The organism is Actinomadura sp. CNU-125 (genome assembly GCF_001942465.1).
In the GTDB taxonomy this organism is placed as follows: Bacteria; Actinomycetota; Actinomycetes; order Streptosporangiales; family Streptosporangiaceae; genus Spirillospora.
In genome coordinates this window covers 1-14,148 of record NZ_MKJY01000130.1, presented here as the reverse complement: position 1 = coordinate 14,148, position 14,148 = coordinate 1, and the positions used below count along the sequence as shown (strand labels likewise).

Below are 14,148 nucleotides of genomic sequence, written 5' to 3'. Positions count from 1 at the left end.
TGGATCGGCAGCAAGCAGCGTAGATCTGCCCGCAGATCACCCATGAAGAAGCTGTCCGGAAAACGCGTGGCCCCTCAACCTCCGGAACAGGACCTTGCCGGGCCACATGTCGAGAGACCTCATCAGGAAGGTGGCCGAGGACAGATGGACCTGAACAACGCCCAATGGCGTAGGGCGACGAAGAGTCTGAACAACGGCGGCGAGTGTGTCGAGCTGGCGGGTTTCCCCGGCTCGGTGGCCGTTCGCGACAGCAAGGACCCGGAGGGGCCGGTCCTCCTGCTCCCCCGAGCCGCGCTGCGCGAGGCCGTCGAGACGGCCTCGAACACGCGCTGAACGGCACGTCCCCTGACGTAGAAGCAGGAAGATGTTGGACGAATGGAACTGAGTAAAGCCACCTGGCGCAAGGCAAGCCGAAGCGGTTCCAACGGGGGTGACTGCGTCGAGTTGGCAGGGCTCCCCGGCAAGATCGCCGTCCGAGACAGCAAGGCCCCAGAGGGCCCCGTCCTCCTGCTCCGTCCCATCACACTCAGGGATGCCGTCCAGGCGGCCTCGGACGAGCACTGAACGGCTCGTTCCGCACGAACACCTCCCTGACGCATGAGCTGAGGCAGTCGGTGCGGGCCCGGCTTGGGGAGGGCACGGGCTGGCGCGTTCAAGCCGCCGGAGCCAAGCTGACGTCCTGGCCGGTCGCGGTGACGGTTATGCGGAACCGGTTCAGGGCGTCAGGCTCGTGCTCGGTCTGAAGGACCGATTGCGGTTGCTTCTGACCCTGCAACGGCATGAAGAACGCGTCGTCTACTGCGCGGCCCTTGGCGATGCCGTCCGCGACGTCGAGGACCACGAGCGCGCCGACACATTCGGGGCCGGAGTAGGGCACCACGATGCGGCCCGCGTCGCGAGTCTGCTCGACCCACGCGTACGGGATCGTCCGGGCCGACGCCGTGACCACCACCCGATCGAACGGCGCCTCCGAGGGAGCGCCGTTTTCGCCGTCGCCGGTGATGACGGTGACACAATCGTCGAAGCCCGTCCGCACCAAGCAGCCGACGCGGCGGCAGCCAGTTGGGCATCGATCTCGACCGTGGTCACGTGGGCACCAGCGTCGGCCATGAGCGCGGCGTTAAACCCGGTACCGGCGCCTACTTCTAGGACGTTCATGCCGGGTTCGAGTCTGGCGACGTCGAGCATCTGGCGTACGATGTAGAGGGCAGATGCCGAGCAGGTCGGCCAAAGCATCCCGTTGGCGTCCCTGTGGACTTGAGTCACCACAGACTCGCCACTGGCGACGTGGCGTTCCCACGTCTCCGTGTCGTCGGCCCGATCGAGCTGCTGAAGCTGACCGTCTGAGGACCGCACCCAAATCCGTTCGGGAAGCAATTCGGATCTGTCGCAGCCGTACTGTTGGCACGGCCGCGGGCCCACCTCCGTAGCAGTTCGGTTGCAATTGCCGTATCCGCTCAAGGCATCAGCGATGCCCCGCAGTTCTGGCTTTAGCGTCAGGCGTTTGGATGTTTAAAGCAGTGGCTCCGTAGAGACACTTTAATATTTGTTCTCCCGTTGAGGGAAGGGTGATGGGAGGCGTAAAGGCTAACCCCTTGTTTGTAGCCGTTGATGCCAGATGGAAAATTTGCTGTATTGTGCATCATGGAAACATCCCAACCTCCAACCCTTTTTAGATTGCTCATTAACTCTCGATACAGTGACGGCGCGTCCTGTGCGTTGTTAACTTGGAAATATGTGTGCGACTTAAATTCGTATAGATTGGAATCGACGCGCCACGGGTCGTCTGGAAGTGGTACGACTTCCTTCTTTTTGTGCGGCTCTTCTCCGCAGAAGTCGAACTCAACTCCAGCGGACTCTTCGGCCTCTCTGGGGAGGCTGTCCATCATCTCGCTGCTAAGTTTCTGAACTGTGTGACCGATTTTTCTCGGATTTTCAGCGGGATAAGTGCCCGGGATTGAAATCGAGTGACAGCTAGACAACGTTGCCGTGGAGGAGATGATAATAATTGCATTTTTCATGAGATGCCCTGCCACCATTTTTCCCTCCTCTCTTCGTTGCCTCCAGTCCCGTATGGAGTAGGGTTGTTGTGTGGCTCTCGATCGCTATGTGTTCCTGCAATAACTTTGGCCTGCTGTTCTAGACTTTCGCTTGCTTCGAATGATTTTTGTGGGCCGCTTGTTTCTTCGCCATCCCAATAATTTCCATGGCCTTCGGTGTCTGTCATGAGGCGCTGGCCGCCGAACTCTTGGTCACTGGGGACGTTCGGGACGCCGGTTAGGTGCTGCAAGCCACCGATGGGTGGGAGTCCTCCTGAGCCGTGGAGGTAGCGGCCGGAGCTGGGGACTTGATCGCCTGAGGCTTCCTGCGCCCAGACATGGTTCGCCCCGATGCCGAGGTCTTCGGCGTGGGATACCCGCATGCCGGGGCTGCCTGCGACCACGATGTCATCTACCGGGAGACGGTTCTCTGGATGGCGGGCCGCCTCTCCGATTACCGTGGAGCCATAGCTGTGGCCGACCGCGGTCATGTGTGCGCTGTCATTTCCGGCCGTTGATTGGGCTTCTCTGAGACCGTCAATGAAGTTGTTCAACTGTGGGCCGCCTGCGTCGGCGTATCCTCCCGAGGCGGCATTGAAGAAGATTTCGTCCGGGGCGTCGTAGCCTAGCCAGGCAACGGTCGAGACGGGGCCGTCGGCGAATATCTTGGTGGCCTCGTAGAGGTTGTGGACCCGGTCCATGCTGTCGGTGAACTTTGTCAGATCCTGCTCGGTGCCTGGCACGTATACTGCGCTGTGCTTGGCGAGGTCTGGGTTGCCGAAGGCTACGATGGCCCGGCCATCGGCCCCTTTGCCGTCCTCTTTCTCTGCTTCTGTGGTGGTTGTGGAGTCGAAGCCGAGTACATACAGGTCGTGGCCTTTCGACTCGTATGTTGAGATGGCTTTGTTCAACGCGACGAGGCGTCCGAGGTCGTGACTTTCGAACTCGCTGAGGTTGCCGCCTTTGGCTTGGAGCTCGGTGAGGCGGCTCTCCAGACGGGTTCGGTTGGCCTCGTCGCGGTCTTCCGAGGGGATTCCGTCGAGCCATCCGATCTTGGTCGGGTAGGCGTTCATCATGAGGTGGCGTTGCTCCTCGGGGAGGGTTCGCCACCAGTCCGCGACTTCCCCCGGGGATTTGAGGTTGCTGGGCGGGATGTTGTTCGGGTTGAAACCCGCGAGTTTGGTTGCGACGCCTGCGTCTTGCTGGAGCCCCGCGAGGGGGTTCTTGGTGTTGAGGACGTCGGGGCGTAGCGCTCGGAGGGCGCCGGCTATCTCGTTGTCTGCGACGGTGGCCTTCTTGACGGCGGCGACGAACTTGCCCTGGATGTCCTGCGCGACCTTCTGCAACTCTTGCCAGTTGGCGTAGCGGGCGGGGAGGGTGTCTGGGAAGTCGATCGAGCCGTCGTGGCCGATTCTGAGGTACTGGCTCTCGGCTGAGCTGATCGCAGAGCGGAGTTCGTTCTGTGCGGACTGGATTTTGCCTTGTGCGGAGTTGAGAACGCTCGCGACCGCTGATGCTTCGCCGGACGTGACGCGGATGCGTGATCGCACCGGGAGCAGGGTCCGCATCGCGGCCTCTGCGTCCGCGCCCTTCCAGCGGGCGCTTCGGACGCCGTTGAGGAACTTGCCTTGGTAGGCGTCCTCGGCTTGTTCGAGGTGCTCGACCAGTTTGCGCCAGGACCGCCAAGCCGAGTCGAGGTCGCCGGGCCTGGCGTCTCGAAGTTGGGCGAAGGACACCATCGCTAACGTGCTCCCGTCCGGATCCGCTCGATGGCCTGCTTCGTCTGCCGGTCGGCCCACTGGGCGTTCGTGGCGCACCTCTCGACGGCGTCGCCGAGAAACTCGATCTCGTCCGTCATCCGGTTGAGCGTCTGCAGCCACTCGGACGAGACGTGCTTCATGGCGTCCGCCGTCGCCCAGCCGTTACCGAGCGCGCTGGCCGCTTGGTCCGTGGCGGACGGGAAAGCCTTGCCGCCCGTCCGGATGTGCGAACTGACTTCGGGTGCGGTTCTCCCCGCGTTTCGTAGCGCGGCCGGATCTACTGCGGAGATACCGGAACCGGTGGGTGCTGAGGGTTGGTTGCGCCGGATGTTGGTCCTGTGCTCGGTCATGGGGCGCTCTTTCTACGGGGCGATGGGTGCTCGCGGTCGGGGGATGACGAGTTCACTCGCCTCGCAAGATCGAGGAGGCGTCCAGACGTGCGGGTGGACCTTCAGGGTCGATTGGTGGGTTGCTCTGGATGAGGTCGCCGTCGTCGGTGGGGACGGGAGCGCCGATCACGGGGGGCACGGTGTGCTCCGCGCCCCAGAAGTCTTGGTCTTCGGGGAGCCAATGCTCCCGATTGCGCTCGTCGTCCTGCTGACCGCCACTTGCACCCATAGGGAAGAGCGGCATCCCGTGTGTGCCGGTTCGGCCGGTTCCGGCGGCTTCGGTGTTCGTAGTGCCTATTGGGGTGCTGCTCTCTCCTCCGCTGGGCACGGCGTGCGCTCGTCCGTTGGGCCTTCTTGGGGCGGACAGTGGTTTTGGCCGTGTGGTCGGCGCCCCGCCAGCGACGCCGATTCCTGGAGTGGGGATGGAAGGTGGCGCCTGCGCGTGTGGCGCGGCCCGTCCACCGGAGGCGGCGTCGTGGTGCGTCGGCTCTACGCCGGCCAGTTCTGTGTGAGCGCTTGCAGGCGGATTGTCCGGGGTGGCGTCGTCCGTTTTTGCGGGTGCTGCTTGTTCGCTTGTGGCCGTCAGGGCGTTGGCGATCCTGTTGCCTGCGGAACCTTCTGAGGCCAGCCACTCATGGTTCGTGCTTATGGGTTCCGTGGTCACAGAGTCGGGGAGGCGTGTCCAGGCTTCGGCTATGCGGCGGTTGAGGTGCTGCATGTGCTCGTGGGCGTCCTCGTCGCCGGGCTTGTTGGCGACGTACCAGGGGAGGATCTCGCCGCCGAACCAGTCGAGGGTCTCGCCCATCTGGCGGGTGGCGGTGCTCAGGTTCTCGGCGTTGGTCTGCAGCGTGCGGAGGGCTCGCAGGGCAACGGTCGCCGCTTCGTCCTCCCAGACTTCGGCCAGCGTTCTGGAGGCTCGGACGAGCAGGGCCCGGAGGCCGTCGATGTTCTGTGCGGCCGCGAGGTGGGCGTCCCCGGCGGCCTTGATCGTGCGGGGGTCGGTGGCGTCGAGGAGTGTGTGGATCGCGTCGACGTTTTCGTGCGGGTTTCCGATGGGGGCGACGCCGGTTTTGATCGTTCCCATCCGCTACGCCATCGGCTCTCGGGATGCGGTGGTGATTGAGCGGATGCCTGAAAGGGTCTTTTCGTCTGCGTCGCGGTAGTTTTCTGCGGCCTTTTCCAGGGCGTTCGCTGCGAAGAGGACATCGTCGAGGAGGCGCTGGTGGGCGCGGGTGATCTGGGTGTTGCCTTGGTCGACCGTGCTGCTCAGCGCTCGGGCGGCGTCCCAGATGCCGAACGCGGTCGCGGGGATCTTGAGGGACGTGCTTGAGTGGGTCGCCAGCTCGCGTCGTATTTGACGGGCTATGTCCCGGATCTGGCTATGGTCGTACTTTGTTCCGTGACCGGCGGGTGTCGTCACGCCTTGTTCCCCTCACGAGCGTCGCACGACAAGAGCGAAAAACGACCGCCAGTATTCCGATGTGTTCGTTCGGAGGTCAAACTGGGGTCAATTGTGAGGGGAACTCGCTTTTTGGTCGGGGAAATTGGCCGAATTGTCCGGTCAGTCGAAGGCTCGGGACATTTCGTCCAGGTGTTCGTTCGCCACCACTGCCAGGGACCGTGGGGGATGCTGATCGGTCCACGCCAGGGACGCGACGCGGACGGTCGTCATGAAGGCGCCCGCGAGGATCCGGGGCCGCGGACTTTCGGGGGGTAGGGCATCGCGTTCGGCGATCAGCGCGGCGAGGCTGCGCTCGAACTCGGCCCAGCGCGCGAGTTGGCGGGCCAGGACGGACGGGTGCGCGCGCGCCAATCGGGCCTGTGCGGCCCACTCCGGGTCCGGTTCGCCTACCTCTTGCAGGAGCGCGTGCAAGGAGTTTCGGAGGGCGGGCCAGGCGCGTTCGGTCGGGGGACGGGACGCGAAGGTGCGCAGGAGCGACTCCATGCGTTCGGCGTCGCCGTAGAGGAGTGCGTCTTCCTTGGCGGCGAAGTAGTTCGAGAAGGTGCGGCGGGAGACGTCCGCGGCGTCGGCGATGGCTTCGACGGTGACGTTGTCGAGTCCGTGTTCGATGGTGAGGCGGATCGCGGCCCGGTGCAGGGCGCGTCGTGTCGCCTCCTTCTTGCGCTCGCGCAGACTCTCCATGCCTCCATGACCTTACCGGTGACGACCTTGCACTCTGGGAAACTTTGCGCAGTGGGAATATATTTCCGGCGGCATGACTTGAAGGTCTCGTTCCCACTACTTCATCGGAGGCGTCCTTGAGTGTGCGTGCCCCGTCGCCGGCGATGTCGCGGCGGCAGATCCTGGAGGCGTTGAGCGGCCTCCTGCTGGTGCTGTTCGTCGCGATGCTCAGCTCCACGGTGGTGTCGACGGCGCTGCCACAGATCATCGGCGCCCTGAAGGGCAGCCAGTCGCAGTACACCTGGGTCGTCACGGCGACCCTGCTCGTGTCGACGGCGAGCACCCCGATCTGGGGCAAGCTCGCCGACTTGTACAGCAAGAAGCTTCTGCTGCAGATCGCGATCGTGATCTTCACCGTGGCGTCGCTGGCGTCCGGGTTCGCGCAGAACACGGGGCAGCTGATCGCCGCGCGGGCGGTGCAGGGGCTCGGTATGGGCGCCCTGCAGATCCTGGTGCAGATCATCATGGCCGCGATGATCAGCCCCCGCGACCGCGGCCGCTACTACGGCTATCTGGGCGCGGTGATGGCGGTCGCGACGGTCGGCGGGCCGCTGCTCGGCGGTCTGATCGTCGACACGTCGTGGCTGGGCTGGCGCTGGTGCTTCTTCATCGGCGTGCCGTTCTCGCTGGTCGCGCTGGTGATGCTGCAGAAGACGCTGAAGCTTCCGGTCTTCAAGCGGGACGACGTCAAGATCGACTACTGGGGTGCGCTGCTCATCGCGGGCGGTGTCAGCACGCTGCTGATCTGGGTGACGTTCGTCGGTAACAACTTCGCGTGGCTGTCGTGGCAGACCGCCGCGATGGTGGTGGGCGGTCTGGTGCTGCTGGCCGTGGCGGTGTGGGTCGAGGCGCGGGTGCGCGAGCCGATCGTGCCGCTGAAGATCGTGACGCAGCGGAACACGGCGCTGGCGATCGTCGCGAGTCTCGCGGTGGGCATGGCCATGTTCGGCGGGGCCGTGTTCCTGGGGCAGTACTTCCAGATCGGGCGCGGGTTCAGCCCGACGAAGGCGGGGCTGCTGACGTTCCCGATGATGCTGGGCGTCCTCGGCTCGTCCACGATCGCGGGACGGCTGGCGACCAAGACCGGGACGGTCAAGCGGTACATCGTCACCGGTGCGGTGACGCTGACGGCCGGGTTCGCGATGCTGTCGTTCATCGACCACGAGACGTCGCTGGTCTACATGGGCGTCGGGATGTTCCTGGTCGGTGCGGGCGTCGGCATGACGATGCAGAACCTGGTGCTGGTCGTGCAGAACTCGGTGCGGCTGGACGAGATCGGCGCGGCGAGCGGGACGGTCACGTTCTTCCGTTCGCTCGGCGGGACGATCGGTGTGTCGGTGCTCGGTGCGGTGCTGGCGGCCAAGGTCGCGGACCACATCGCCGAGGGGCTCGCCAAGCTGGGCGTGCCGGCGTCGCAGAGCGGCGGCGCGGGCGGCGACCTGGACGTCACGGCGCTGCCGGAGCCGATCCGCGAGATCGTCCGGGCCGCGTACGGGGACGCGACGGGGCACATCTTCCTGATCTCCGCGGGCATCGCGGTCGTCGGGATCGTCGCGGCGGCGGCGCTGAAGCCGGTGCGGCTGCGCGACAGCCTCGACCTGCCCGAACCGGACGGGACGGACGACGCGGACGCGGGCGTCCCGGCGAAGCTCGGGAGTTCGTGATCTTGTCAGACCGCTGACAAGGCCGTGAACGAATAGCTGGGCTGAAGTAGAAGAAACGGGCACTTCCCCATCCGTACGGTCGGAAACCCACACGATCGGGATGGGGAGCGTTCGATGAGCGGTTCGGAGTTCGGGCGCGCACGGCGTCGGTCGCGCGTGCGGGCGGGATGTTCGCCCGGAGCGGGCTGTGGCGCCCGGGGCCGCCGCTCAGGGTCGCCCGCCAGCTCGGGGCCCTGCGCAGATGGGGCACCGTGCTGGGCGGGACGGTCGTGTCCGCCGCCGCCCGCGACCCGGACCGGATCGCGATCATCGACCATCTGGGGGAGCTGACCTACGGGGAGCTCGACGCCCGGACGGGACGGCTCGCGGCGCAGGTGCGCGGGAAGGTCGTGGCGGTGCTGTGTCGCAACCACCGCGGGATGATCGAGGCGCTGGCCGCGTGCGGCAAGGCGGGCGCGGACCTGGTGCTGATGAACACGGGGATGAGCGTCGAGCAGCTCGTCGCGGTGGTGGCCGAGCAGTCGGTGGACGTGGTGATCGCCGACGAGGAGTTCGCCGCGTTCCGGGAGGCGCTGCCGGACGGCGTGCGGGTCATCACGGACGTGGAGCTGGAGGCGCTCGTCGCGGGCGACGACGGGACGGAGGTCGGGCCGCCCGGTAAGACGGGACGGACGATCGTGCTCAGTTCGGGCACGACGGGGCGTCCGAAGGGGGCCGACCGCAAGTCGCGTCCGGGGCTGTCGCCGCTGACGTCGATCCTGTCGCGGATCCCGTACCGGGTGCACGAGCGGATGTTCATCGAGGCGCCGCTGTTCCACACGTGGGGTTACGCGATGCTGCAGGTGGCGATCTCGCTGCGCGCGACGATCGTCCTGCGGCCCCGGTTCGACCCGGCGGAGACGCTGCGGACGATCGCGGCGACGGAGGCGACCGCGCTGGTGGCCGTCCCGGTGATGCTGCAGCGGATGCTGGACGTGCCGGACCGCCCGGACGTGCCGTCGCTGCGGATCGCGGCGGTCAGCGGGTCGGCGCTGCCCGCGACGCTGGCGACGGCGTTCATGGACGGGTTCGGCGACGTCCTCTACAACCTGTACGGGTCGACGGAGGCGTCGTGGGTGACGATCGCGACGCCCGCCGACCTGCGGGCGGCGCCGGACACGGCGGGGACGCCGCCGCCCGGCACGCGGCTGGCGATCCTGGACGATGCGGGCGAACCGGTCCCGGCGGGGACGGTCGGGCGGATCTTCGCGGCGAACGAGCTGCTGTTCGCGGGGTACACCTCGGGCGGTGCGAAGGAGATGCGCGACGGGATGATCGGCCTCGGGGACCTGGGCCGCCTCGACGAGCGGGGCCGGCTGTTCGTCCACGGACGGGACGACGACATGATCGTCTCCGGGGGCGAGAACGTGTTCCCGGGGGCGATCGAGGAGATCATCGAGGGGTTGCCGGACGTGCGGGAGGTCGCGGTGACGGGGGTGCCGGACGAGGAGTTCGGGCAGCGTGCGGCGGCGTTCGTCGTCCTGCGGGACGGTGCGTCGCTCGACGCCGATGCGGTGCGGGCGCACGTCCGCGACCATCTCGCCCGGTTCGCCGTTCCGCGCGATGTGCACTTCGTGGACGAACTGCCGCGGAACGCGACGGGGAAGGTCGTCCGGCGGCGGCTGTCCGGCGATCCTGAATCCGATTCACGAACTGTCAGTTAGACGCACAAAAACCCGAATATCTCCGTGCTCGACGGCGAATCGCCGGATGCCTCCGCTATGTCACCATCCGTTTTAGAAGTGTTACACGCCTGGTGAGCGGGTGTTCGGACGCCTTTTCGGTGGATCGGGCCCCGCATTAGCCGCGCCCTCGGAGGTGCGCCATGCACGCGCTCGTCCTCGCCTGCGCCGCGCAGGCCGTCTACATCGTCGCCTTCGTCCTGTTCAAGACGGCCGTCGGGCGGATGGCCCCGCTCAGCGGACGGCATCCGCTGCGCACCGGGACCGAGCTGGTGGCCGGCGCGAGCTGGCTCGCGGCCGTCTTCCTGCTGATCGGCGGGTTCGCGATCTCCGCGGCCGCGCTGGTCACGCTGCCGGTGGCCGCCGCCCTGCCCGCCTACGGCCTCAGCCTGATGCTGCTGCTCGTCGTCGGGATGAGCGGCTTCGGCGAGCGCCCGACGTCGCGCGAGTGGCTGGCCGTGGTCGTCACCGTCGCCGCGATGGTGACGGCCGCGCTGTCGGTGCTGCCCGGGGCGGGCGAGTCGCTCGCCGACGCCCTGCACCGGACGGGCGGCGAGGACGCGGCGGGCGCGCTGCCGCTGTGGAAGGCGGGGCTGGTGTTCGTGCCGTCCCTCGCGGTGCCGATCTGGATGTTCAGCGTCCGCGACCGTCCGGTCGCCGGGCGGCACGCGCGTCCCGTCACCGGCATCGCCTACGGGGTCGGCGCGGGCGTCCTGCTCGGCGCGACCGAGGCGTTCGGGCTGGGCACGGCGATGCTGCTGGCGGACGGCGCCGGGGTCGGCGTCCTCGCCACCCCGCACCCGTACCTGTTCCTGCTGGCGGGCGTGCTCGGCCTCGGGCTCGTGTCGATCGGGCTGCAGCGGTGCCGGCTCACGATCATCGTCACGGTCGTCACCGTGACCGCCAAGACGCACCTGCTGCTGTCGGCGACGCTGCTGTTCGGCGAGCCGTGGCCGGGGGACGTCGCGCCGTTCGGGCTGCGGGTCGCGGGCGTGCTGCTGGCGGTGCTGGCGCTGCTCGCCTTCCCGCGCCACGAGCGCCGCGCCGCGTCGGTGCCCGATGTCGTGCCGGACGAGTTGCGCGGCCGTCCGGGACCGGGCGTCCCGCAGAGCCCGCCGCCCGCCGGGTGGCCCGTCCGGCCCGCGCCGCACGTCCGTCCCGCCGGGATCCGGCACGACGGGCAGTGGGCGGCGCCGTACGACCACCGGGTGTCAGGGTAGCGACCAGGCGGTCGACTCCAGGCGTCCGGTGGTGCCGAGGTCGAGGCCGCCCGGAACGCGCAGGCTGAGCGGGTTCCGTCCGGTTCCGGGAGTGACCTCCAGGAACGTTCCGTTCACGTTCGTCCCGTGGGTCACCGTGTTCCGCCAGTTCAGGACGGTCGACGCGGACTCGCCCGGACGGACGGTGATCGCCTTCGGCCCCGGGTCGGTCATGGTCGTCGAACCCTCGACGACCCGCACCCCCTCGAACGGCTCGCGGTTCTCGTCGAGGACGCGCAGCGCCGGGTAGCCGTTCAGCCGGTAGGGCGCGTCGCCGCAGTTCAGGAGCTTCACCCGCATGCCGCGCAGCCCCATCGCCGCGTCCGGTTCGAGTGCTTCGAGCCGGACGCGTCCGGCGAGCACTCCGTCCGCGCGACCCGCGGCCCGCGCAGTGGGGGGAGGGGCGAGACGAGCGGCGACGGCGAGCCCGACGAAGGGGCCGGGGCCGCGCCGTCGGCGGCCGGGGCGGTACGGACCTCGGTGCCGCACGCGGCGGTCAGGGCGAGCACCACGGCGAACACCGCAGTTCGGGAGAAAAGGGGCACCCGACGATCCTCCCAGACCCCCCGAGGACGAACGCCGGACGCCGCGGGCCGCCCCCGCCGGTTCGTTGACCTGCGGCGTGTTGCCCTAATAAGCGGCCGGATAAGGGCAACACGCCGCAGGTCAACGAGTTCGGACGGACGGGCGCAGGTGGGCGGCGCGCAGGGCCACCTCGATGCCGAAGCGGGTCTCCGGGTCGGTCAGCTCGGCGCCGAAGGTCTGCTCGATCTTCCGCATCCGGTACCGGACGGTCTGCGGGTGGATGTGCAGTTCCGCCGCGATCTCGGCGGCGGTGCCGCGGGTGACGAGCCAGGTCCGCAGAGTCTCGGTCAGCCGGTCCTGCTGCCCGCGCGTCATCGTGTCGAGGATGCCGAGCCGCCGCCGGGTGAGCTGCTCGACCAGCGCCGGATCGGAGAACAGCCACAGGGTGACCAGGTGGTCTTCGCAGTGCACGATCCTGTCGTCGACCACGCCGTCCAGGGCTAGGCCGAGGGCGCGGCGGGCCCAGCGCAGCGAGTCGGCGGCCTGGTGCAGCGGGACGGTCAGGCCGATCGCGGCGCGGCGGCCCGGCACCGCGGCGTCCAGCATCGCGCGGCGCGCCGCCGTGCACGGGCCGGGCAGGAGCAGGTGCGGCGCGTCGGTCTCGAGGTCGGCGAGGACGTCCTCGTCCAGCGCCGTCCACACGCACCGCGACTCGGGTTCGACGGCGACGAGCGTGACCTCGCCCGGCACCGCCCACCCGGCGGCGTGCGCGGCCTGGTCGAGTTCGGACGCGTCGTGCGGCGCGTGTTCGAGGACGCGGCGCAGTAGCCTGCGGCGGCGCTCGTCCAGTGCGGGGATCGGCCGCTCGCGCGCCTCCAGGTAGCCCTCCAGGGAGAGCGCCGCGAGTTCGTCGAGGAAGCTGAACAGCGCGTCGGCCAGGCGCGACATGACGGCCGACGAGATGTCGTGGCGCGGCGCGACCTTCATGACGCGCCGCCACGCGACCTGCCCGCCGATCCGGTACGCGGCCTGGAGCGTGTCGAGGGTGCGGCCCTCGTGCGCCTCGTACTGGCCGAGCATCCGGGCGGTGCGGGCGAGGTCGCCGCTCCCGGAACCGGGGACGGGCGGGGCCGCGCCGGACGGGAGCGAGCCCGGCGCGGCCGCGCCGGGCGGTCCGGCGACGCGGTCGACGAACGCGGTCAGGTTGTGCTCCACGCTGAGCCGCAGCACCTGCCCGTACGGGCCGTCCAGCGGGCGGGCGTACTCGGGGATGCCGCGCCGGATCTCGGCGATGATCTCCCCGGCGAGGCTGGGGAGTTCGGGACGCATGATCCGGGCGAGCCGCGGCGGGACCCGGCCCGCCCGCTCGGCGGCTCCGGCTTCGACGGTTCTGGACACGGGCACCTCCGTCACCGTTCGGGACGGCCGGCGATCCGGCCGTGGCCCCGACCGTACGCACGGTCGCCGCGCGGTTTCTGTAGGGCGCGGGAACAAAACGCGAAGAGCACTGCTCAGCCGGGCACAAGAAAGACGGCGACGATCACGCGTCCGTCCCCTATGCGCAGAACGCGGCGTCGGCGGCCTTCGCGAGGTCGGCGCGGAACGTCTCGTCGTCCTCCAGCGCCGATTCGTTGTAGGTGATCACGGCCTGGCGGTCGCCGTCGGCGCTGGTGTAGGTCCAGGTCCGGTAGCCGGGGAAGCCGCCGTCGTGCCCCCACGCGTACCCGCACGAGAACTTGATCCGCGCGACGCCGAGCCCGTAGTCCTCGACGATCCCGTCGTCGTTGACGGGCCGGACGGTCGTCAGCTCGCGCATCTGCGGGCGGGGGAGCAGCCGTCCGGTGAACAGGGCCCGGTGGAAGCGCGCGACGTCGTCCACGGTCGAGACGATGCCGCCGGACGTGCGCGCGCTCGACGGGCTGATCTGCGTGCTGACGTCGCCGAAGTCGAAGTAGTAGCCGTGCACGTACGGTCCGGGGAACGCGGTGCTCGTCTCCGGGTAGGACGTGTTCCGCAGCCGCAGCGGCCGGAAGATCCGCTTCTCGTACTCCTCCCCGACCCGGTTGCCGGTGGCCTTCTCGATGATCATCCCGGCGAGGATGTAGTTGGTGTTCGAGTAGTTCCAGTCGGTGCCGGGCGCGTAGTGCGGCGGCGTCTCCATCGCGATGGCGACGAGCTCCGCGGGCGTCCAGGCCCGCCCCGGCTCGGCGAAGATGCGCGGGTCGGACGTGTAGTCGTGCAGGCCGCTCGTCTGCGCGAGCAGCTGCCGGAGGGTGATCTTCGAGCCGTCGTTGCCGTTGCCCCGGACCACGCCCGGCAGCCACTTCTCGACCGTGTCGTCGAGGGAGAGCCGGCGTTCGGCGGCGAGCTGCAGCACGACCGTCGAGGTGAACGACTTGGTGACGCTGGCGATGCGGAACAGCAGCCGGTGGTCCATCGGGCGTCCGGTGGCCTTGTCGGACACCCCGGCGGTGGCGTGGAAGACGCGCCGGTCCCGGCGGGTCATGATCGTCACGCCGGGCGCGCCGTCCGCGACGAGCCGGTCGGCCCACGCCTCGACCGTCCGGTCGTGGAAGCCGAGCTTGCGCGCGGCCAGCGCCGGGAACTCC

15 protein-coding genes and 1 pseudogene are annotated in these 14,148 nt (G+C 68.4%); 5 read left to right on the top strand and 11 right to left on the bottom strand.

Annotated elements, in window-relative coordinates; translation table 11 throughout:
- On the top strand, window positions 1–333 hold a 333-nt coding region (locus BJF79_RS65640; protein ID WP_316043370.1), incomplete at its 5' end, for a DUF397 domain-containing protein.
- 42 nt (window positions 334–375) lie between these two features.
- Window positions 376–564, top strand: a complete 189-nt coding sequence (locus BJF79_RS17030; protein WP_075898659.1) for a DUF397 domain-containing protein — start codon at window positions 376–378, stop codon at window positions 562–564.
- Window positions 565–652: 88 nt separating this feature from the next.
- Here the strand turns inward: BJF79_RS17030 and BJF79_RS60340 are convergent, their stop codons facing one another.
- From BJF79_RS60340 to BJF79_RS17010, 8 genes and pseudogenes are all read right to left on the bottom strand, one after another.
- Complete coding sequence (locus BJF79_RS60340) at window positions 653–1,036, bottom strand: protein-L-isoaspartate O-methyltransferase family protein (protein WP_262402152.1); 384 nt, start codon at window positions 1,034–1,036, stop codon at window positions 653–655.
- A 65-nt stretch (window positions 1,037–1,101) separates the two neighbouring features.
- Window positions 1,102–1,188, bottom strand: a pseudogene (locus BJF79_RS60335) (hypothetical protein); the annotation flags it as partial.
- Between the two features lie 308 nt (window positions 1,189–1,496).
- Window positions 1,497–2,039, bottom strand: a complete 543-nt coding sequence (locus BJF79_RS53380) for a hypothetical protein (protein WP_143219983.1) — start codon at window positions 2,037–2,039, stop codon at window positions 1,497–1,499.
- Complete coding sequence (locus tag BJF79_RS17020) at window positions 2,018–3,778, bottom strand: alpha/beta hydrolase (protein ID WP_075898657.1); 1,761 nt, start codon at window positions 3,776–3,778, stop codon at window positions 2,018–2,020. Before BJF79_RS17020 ends, BJF79_RS53380 begins: the two co-directional genes overlap by 22 nt.
- Before the next feature lie 2 nt (window positions 3,779–3,780).
- Window positions 3,781–4,149: a hypothetical protein gene (locus BJF79_RS60330; protein WP_143219982.1), complete on the bottom strand. Its 369-nt coding sequence runs from the start codon at window positions 4,147–4,149 to the stop codon at window positions 3,781–3,783.
- Window positions 4,150–4,201: 52 nt separating this feature from the next.
- Complete coding sequence (locus BJF79_RS53370) at window positions 4,202–5,272, bottom strand: hypothetical protein (protein WP_143219981.1); 1,071 nt, start codon at window positions 5,270–5,272, stop codon at window positions 4,202–4,204.
- 3 nt (window positions 5,273–5,275) lie between these two features.
- A complete protein-coding gene (locus BJF79_RS53365) occupies window positions 5,276–5,608 on the bottom strand; it encodes a hypothetical protein (RefSeq protein ID WP_143219980.1) in 333 nt (110 codons plus the stop codon).
- A 141-nt stretch (window positions 5,609–5,749) separates the two neighbouring features.
- Entirely contained in the window at window positions 5,750–6,331 is a 582-nt protein-coding gene (locus tag BJF79_RS17010) for a TetR/AcrR family transcriptional regulator (RefSeq protein ID WP_075898653.1), read from the bottom strand.
- Window positions 6,332–6,474: 143 nt separating this feature from the next.
- Here BJF79_RS17010 and BJF79_RS17005 point away from each other — a divergent pair, with 143 nt between their 5' ends.
- The 3 genes from BJF79_RS17005 to BJF79_RS16995 all read left to right on the top strand — a co-directional run bounded on the left by BJF79_RS17005 (window position 6,475) and on the right by BJF79_RS16995 (window position 10,975).
- The gene (locus BJF79_RS17005) at window positions 6,475–8,034 is read left to right on the top strand and encodes an MDR family MFS transporter (RefSeq protein ID WP_075898651.1); all 1,560 of its coding nucleotides are present in this window, start codon (window positions 6,475–6,477) and stop codon (window positions 8,032–8,034) included.
- A gap of 167 nt (window positions 8,035–8,201) precedes the next feature.
- Window positions 8,202–9,737, top strand: coding sequence for an AMP-binding protein (locus BJF79_RS17000; protein ID WP_075898649.1), 1,536 nt, complete (start codon window positions 8,202–8,204; stop codon window positions 9,735–9,737).
- 161 nt (window positions 9,738–9,898) lie between these two features.
- Window positions 9,899–10,975: a hypothetical protein gene (locus tag BJF79_RS16995; protein WP_075898647.1), complete on the top strand. Its 1,077-nt coding sequence runs from the start codon at window positions 9,899–9,901 to the stop codon at window positions 10,973–10,975.
- Here BJF79_RS16995 and BJF79_RS16990 read toward each other — a convergent pair.
- The 3 genes from BJF79_RS16990 to BJF79_RS16980 all read right to left on the bottom strand — a co-directional run.
- Window positions 10,967–11,377, bottom strand: coding sequence for a DUF4232 domain-containing protein (locus BJF79_RS16990; RefSeq protein ID WP_075898645.1), 411 nt, complete (start codon window positions 11,375–11,377; stop codon window positions 10,967–10,969). The two genes, BJF79_RS16995 and BJF79_RS16990, sit on opposite strands and share 9 nt — an antisense overlap.
- 303 nt (window positions 11,378–11,680) lie before the next feature.
- Window positions 11,681–12,937 (bottom strand): PucR family transcriptional regulator, encoded by a 1,257-nt coding sequence (locus BJF79_RS16985; RefSeq protein WP_262402151.1) that lies wholly within the window; start codon window positions 12,935–12,937, stop codon window positions 11,681–11,683.
- 157 nt (window positions 12,938–13,094) lie between these two features.
- The coding region (locus tag BJF79_RS16980; RefSeq protein ID WP_075898641.1) for a serine hydrolase domain-containing protein at window positions 13,095–14,148 on the bottom strand (1,054 nt) is incomplete at its 5' end.

Excerpts from the sequence above, each read along its gene's own strand:
- BJF79_RS17030 (WP_075898659.1), top strand. The coding sequence starts at position 376 with ATGGAACTGAGTAAAGCCACCTGGCGCAAGGCAAGCCGAAGCGGTTCC.
- BJF79_RS53380 (WP_143219983.1), bottom strand. The coding sequence starts at position 2,039 with ATGGTGGCAGGGCATCTCATGAAAAATGCAATTATTATCATCTCCTCC.
- BJF79_RS17020 (WP_075898657.1), bottom strand. The coding sequence starts at position 3,778 with ATGGTGTCCTTCGCCCAACTTCGAGACGCCAGGCCCGGCGACCTCGAC.
- BJF79_RS60330 (WP_143219982.1), bottom strand. The coding sequence starts at position 4,149 with ATGACCGAGCACAGGACCAACATCCGGCGCAACCAACCCTCAGCACCC.
- BJF79_RS53370 (WP_143219981.1), bottom strand. The coding sequence starts at position 5,272 with ATGGGAACGATCAAAACCGGCGTCGCCCCCATCGGAAACCCGCACGAA.
- BJF79_RS17010 (WP_075898653.1), bottom strand. The coding sequence starts at position 6,331 with ATGGAGAGTCTGCGCGAGCGCAAGAAGGAGGCGACACGACGCGCCCTG.
- BJF79_RS17005 (WP_075898651.1), top strand. The coding sequence starts at position 6,475 with ATGTCGCGGCGGCAGATCCTGGAGGCGTTGAGCGGCCTCCTGCTGGTG.
- BJF79_RS17000 (WP_075898649.1), top strand. The coding sequence starts at position 8,202 with ATGTTCGCCCGGAGCGGGCTGTGGCGCCCGGGGCCGCCGCTCAGGGTC.
- BJF79_RS16995 (WP_075898647.1), top strand. The coding sequence starts at position 9,899 with ATGCACGCGCTCGTCCTCGCCTGCGCCGCGCAGGCCGTCTACATCGTC.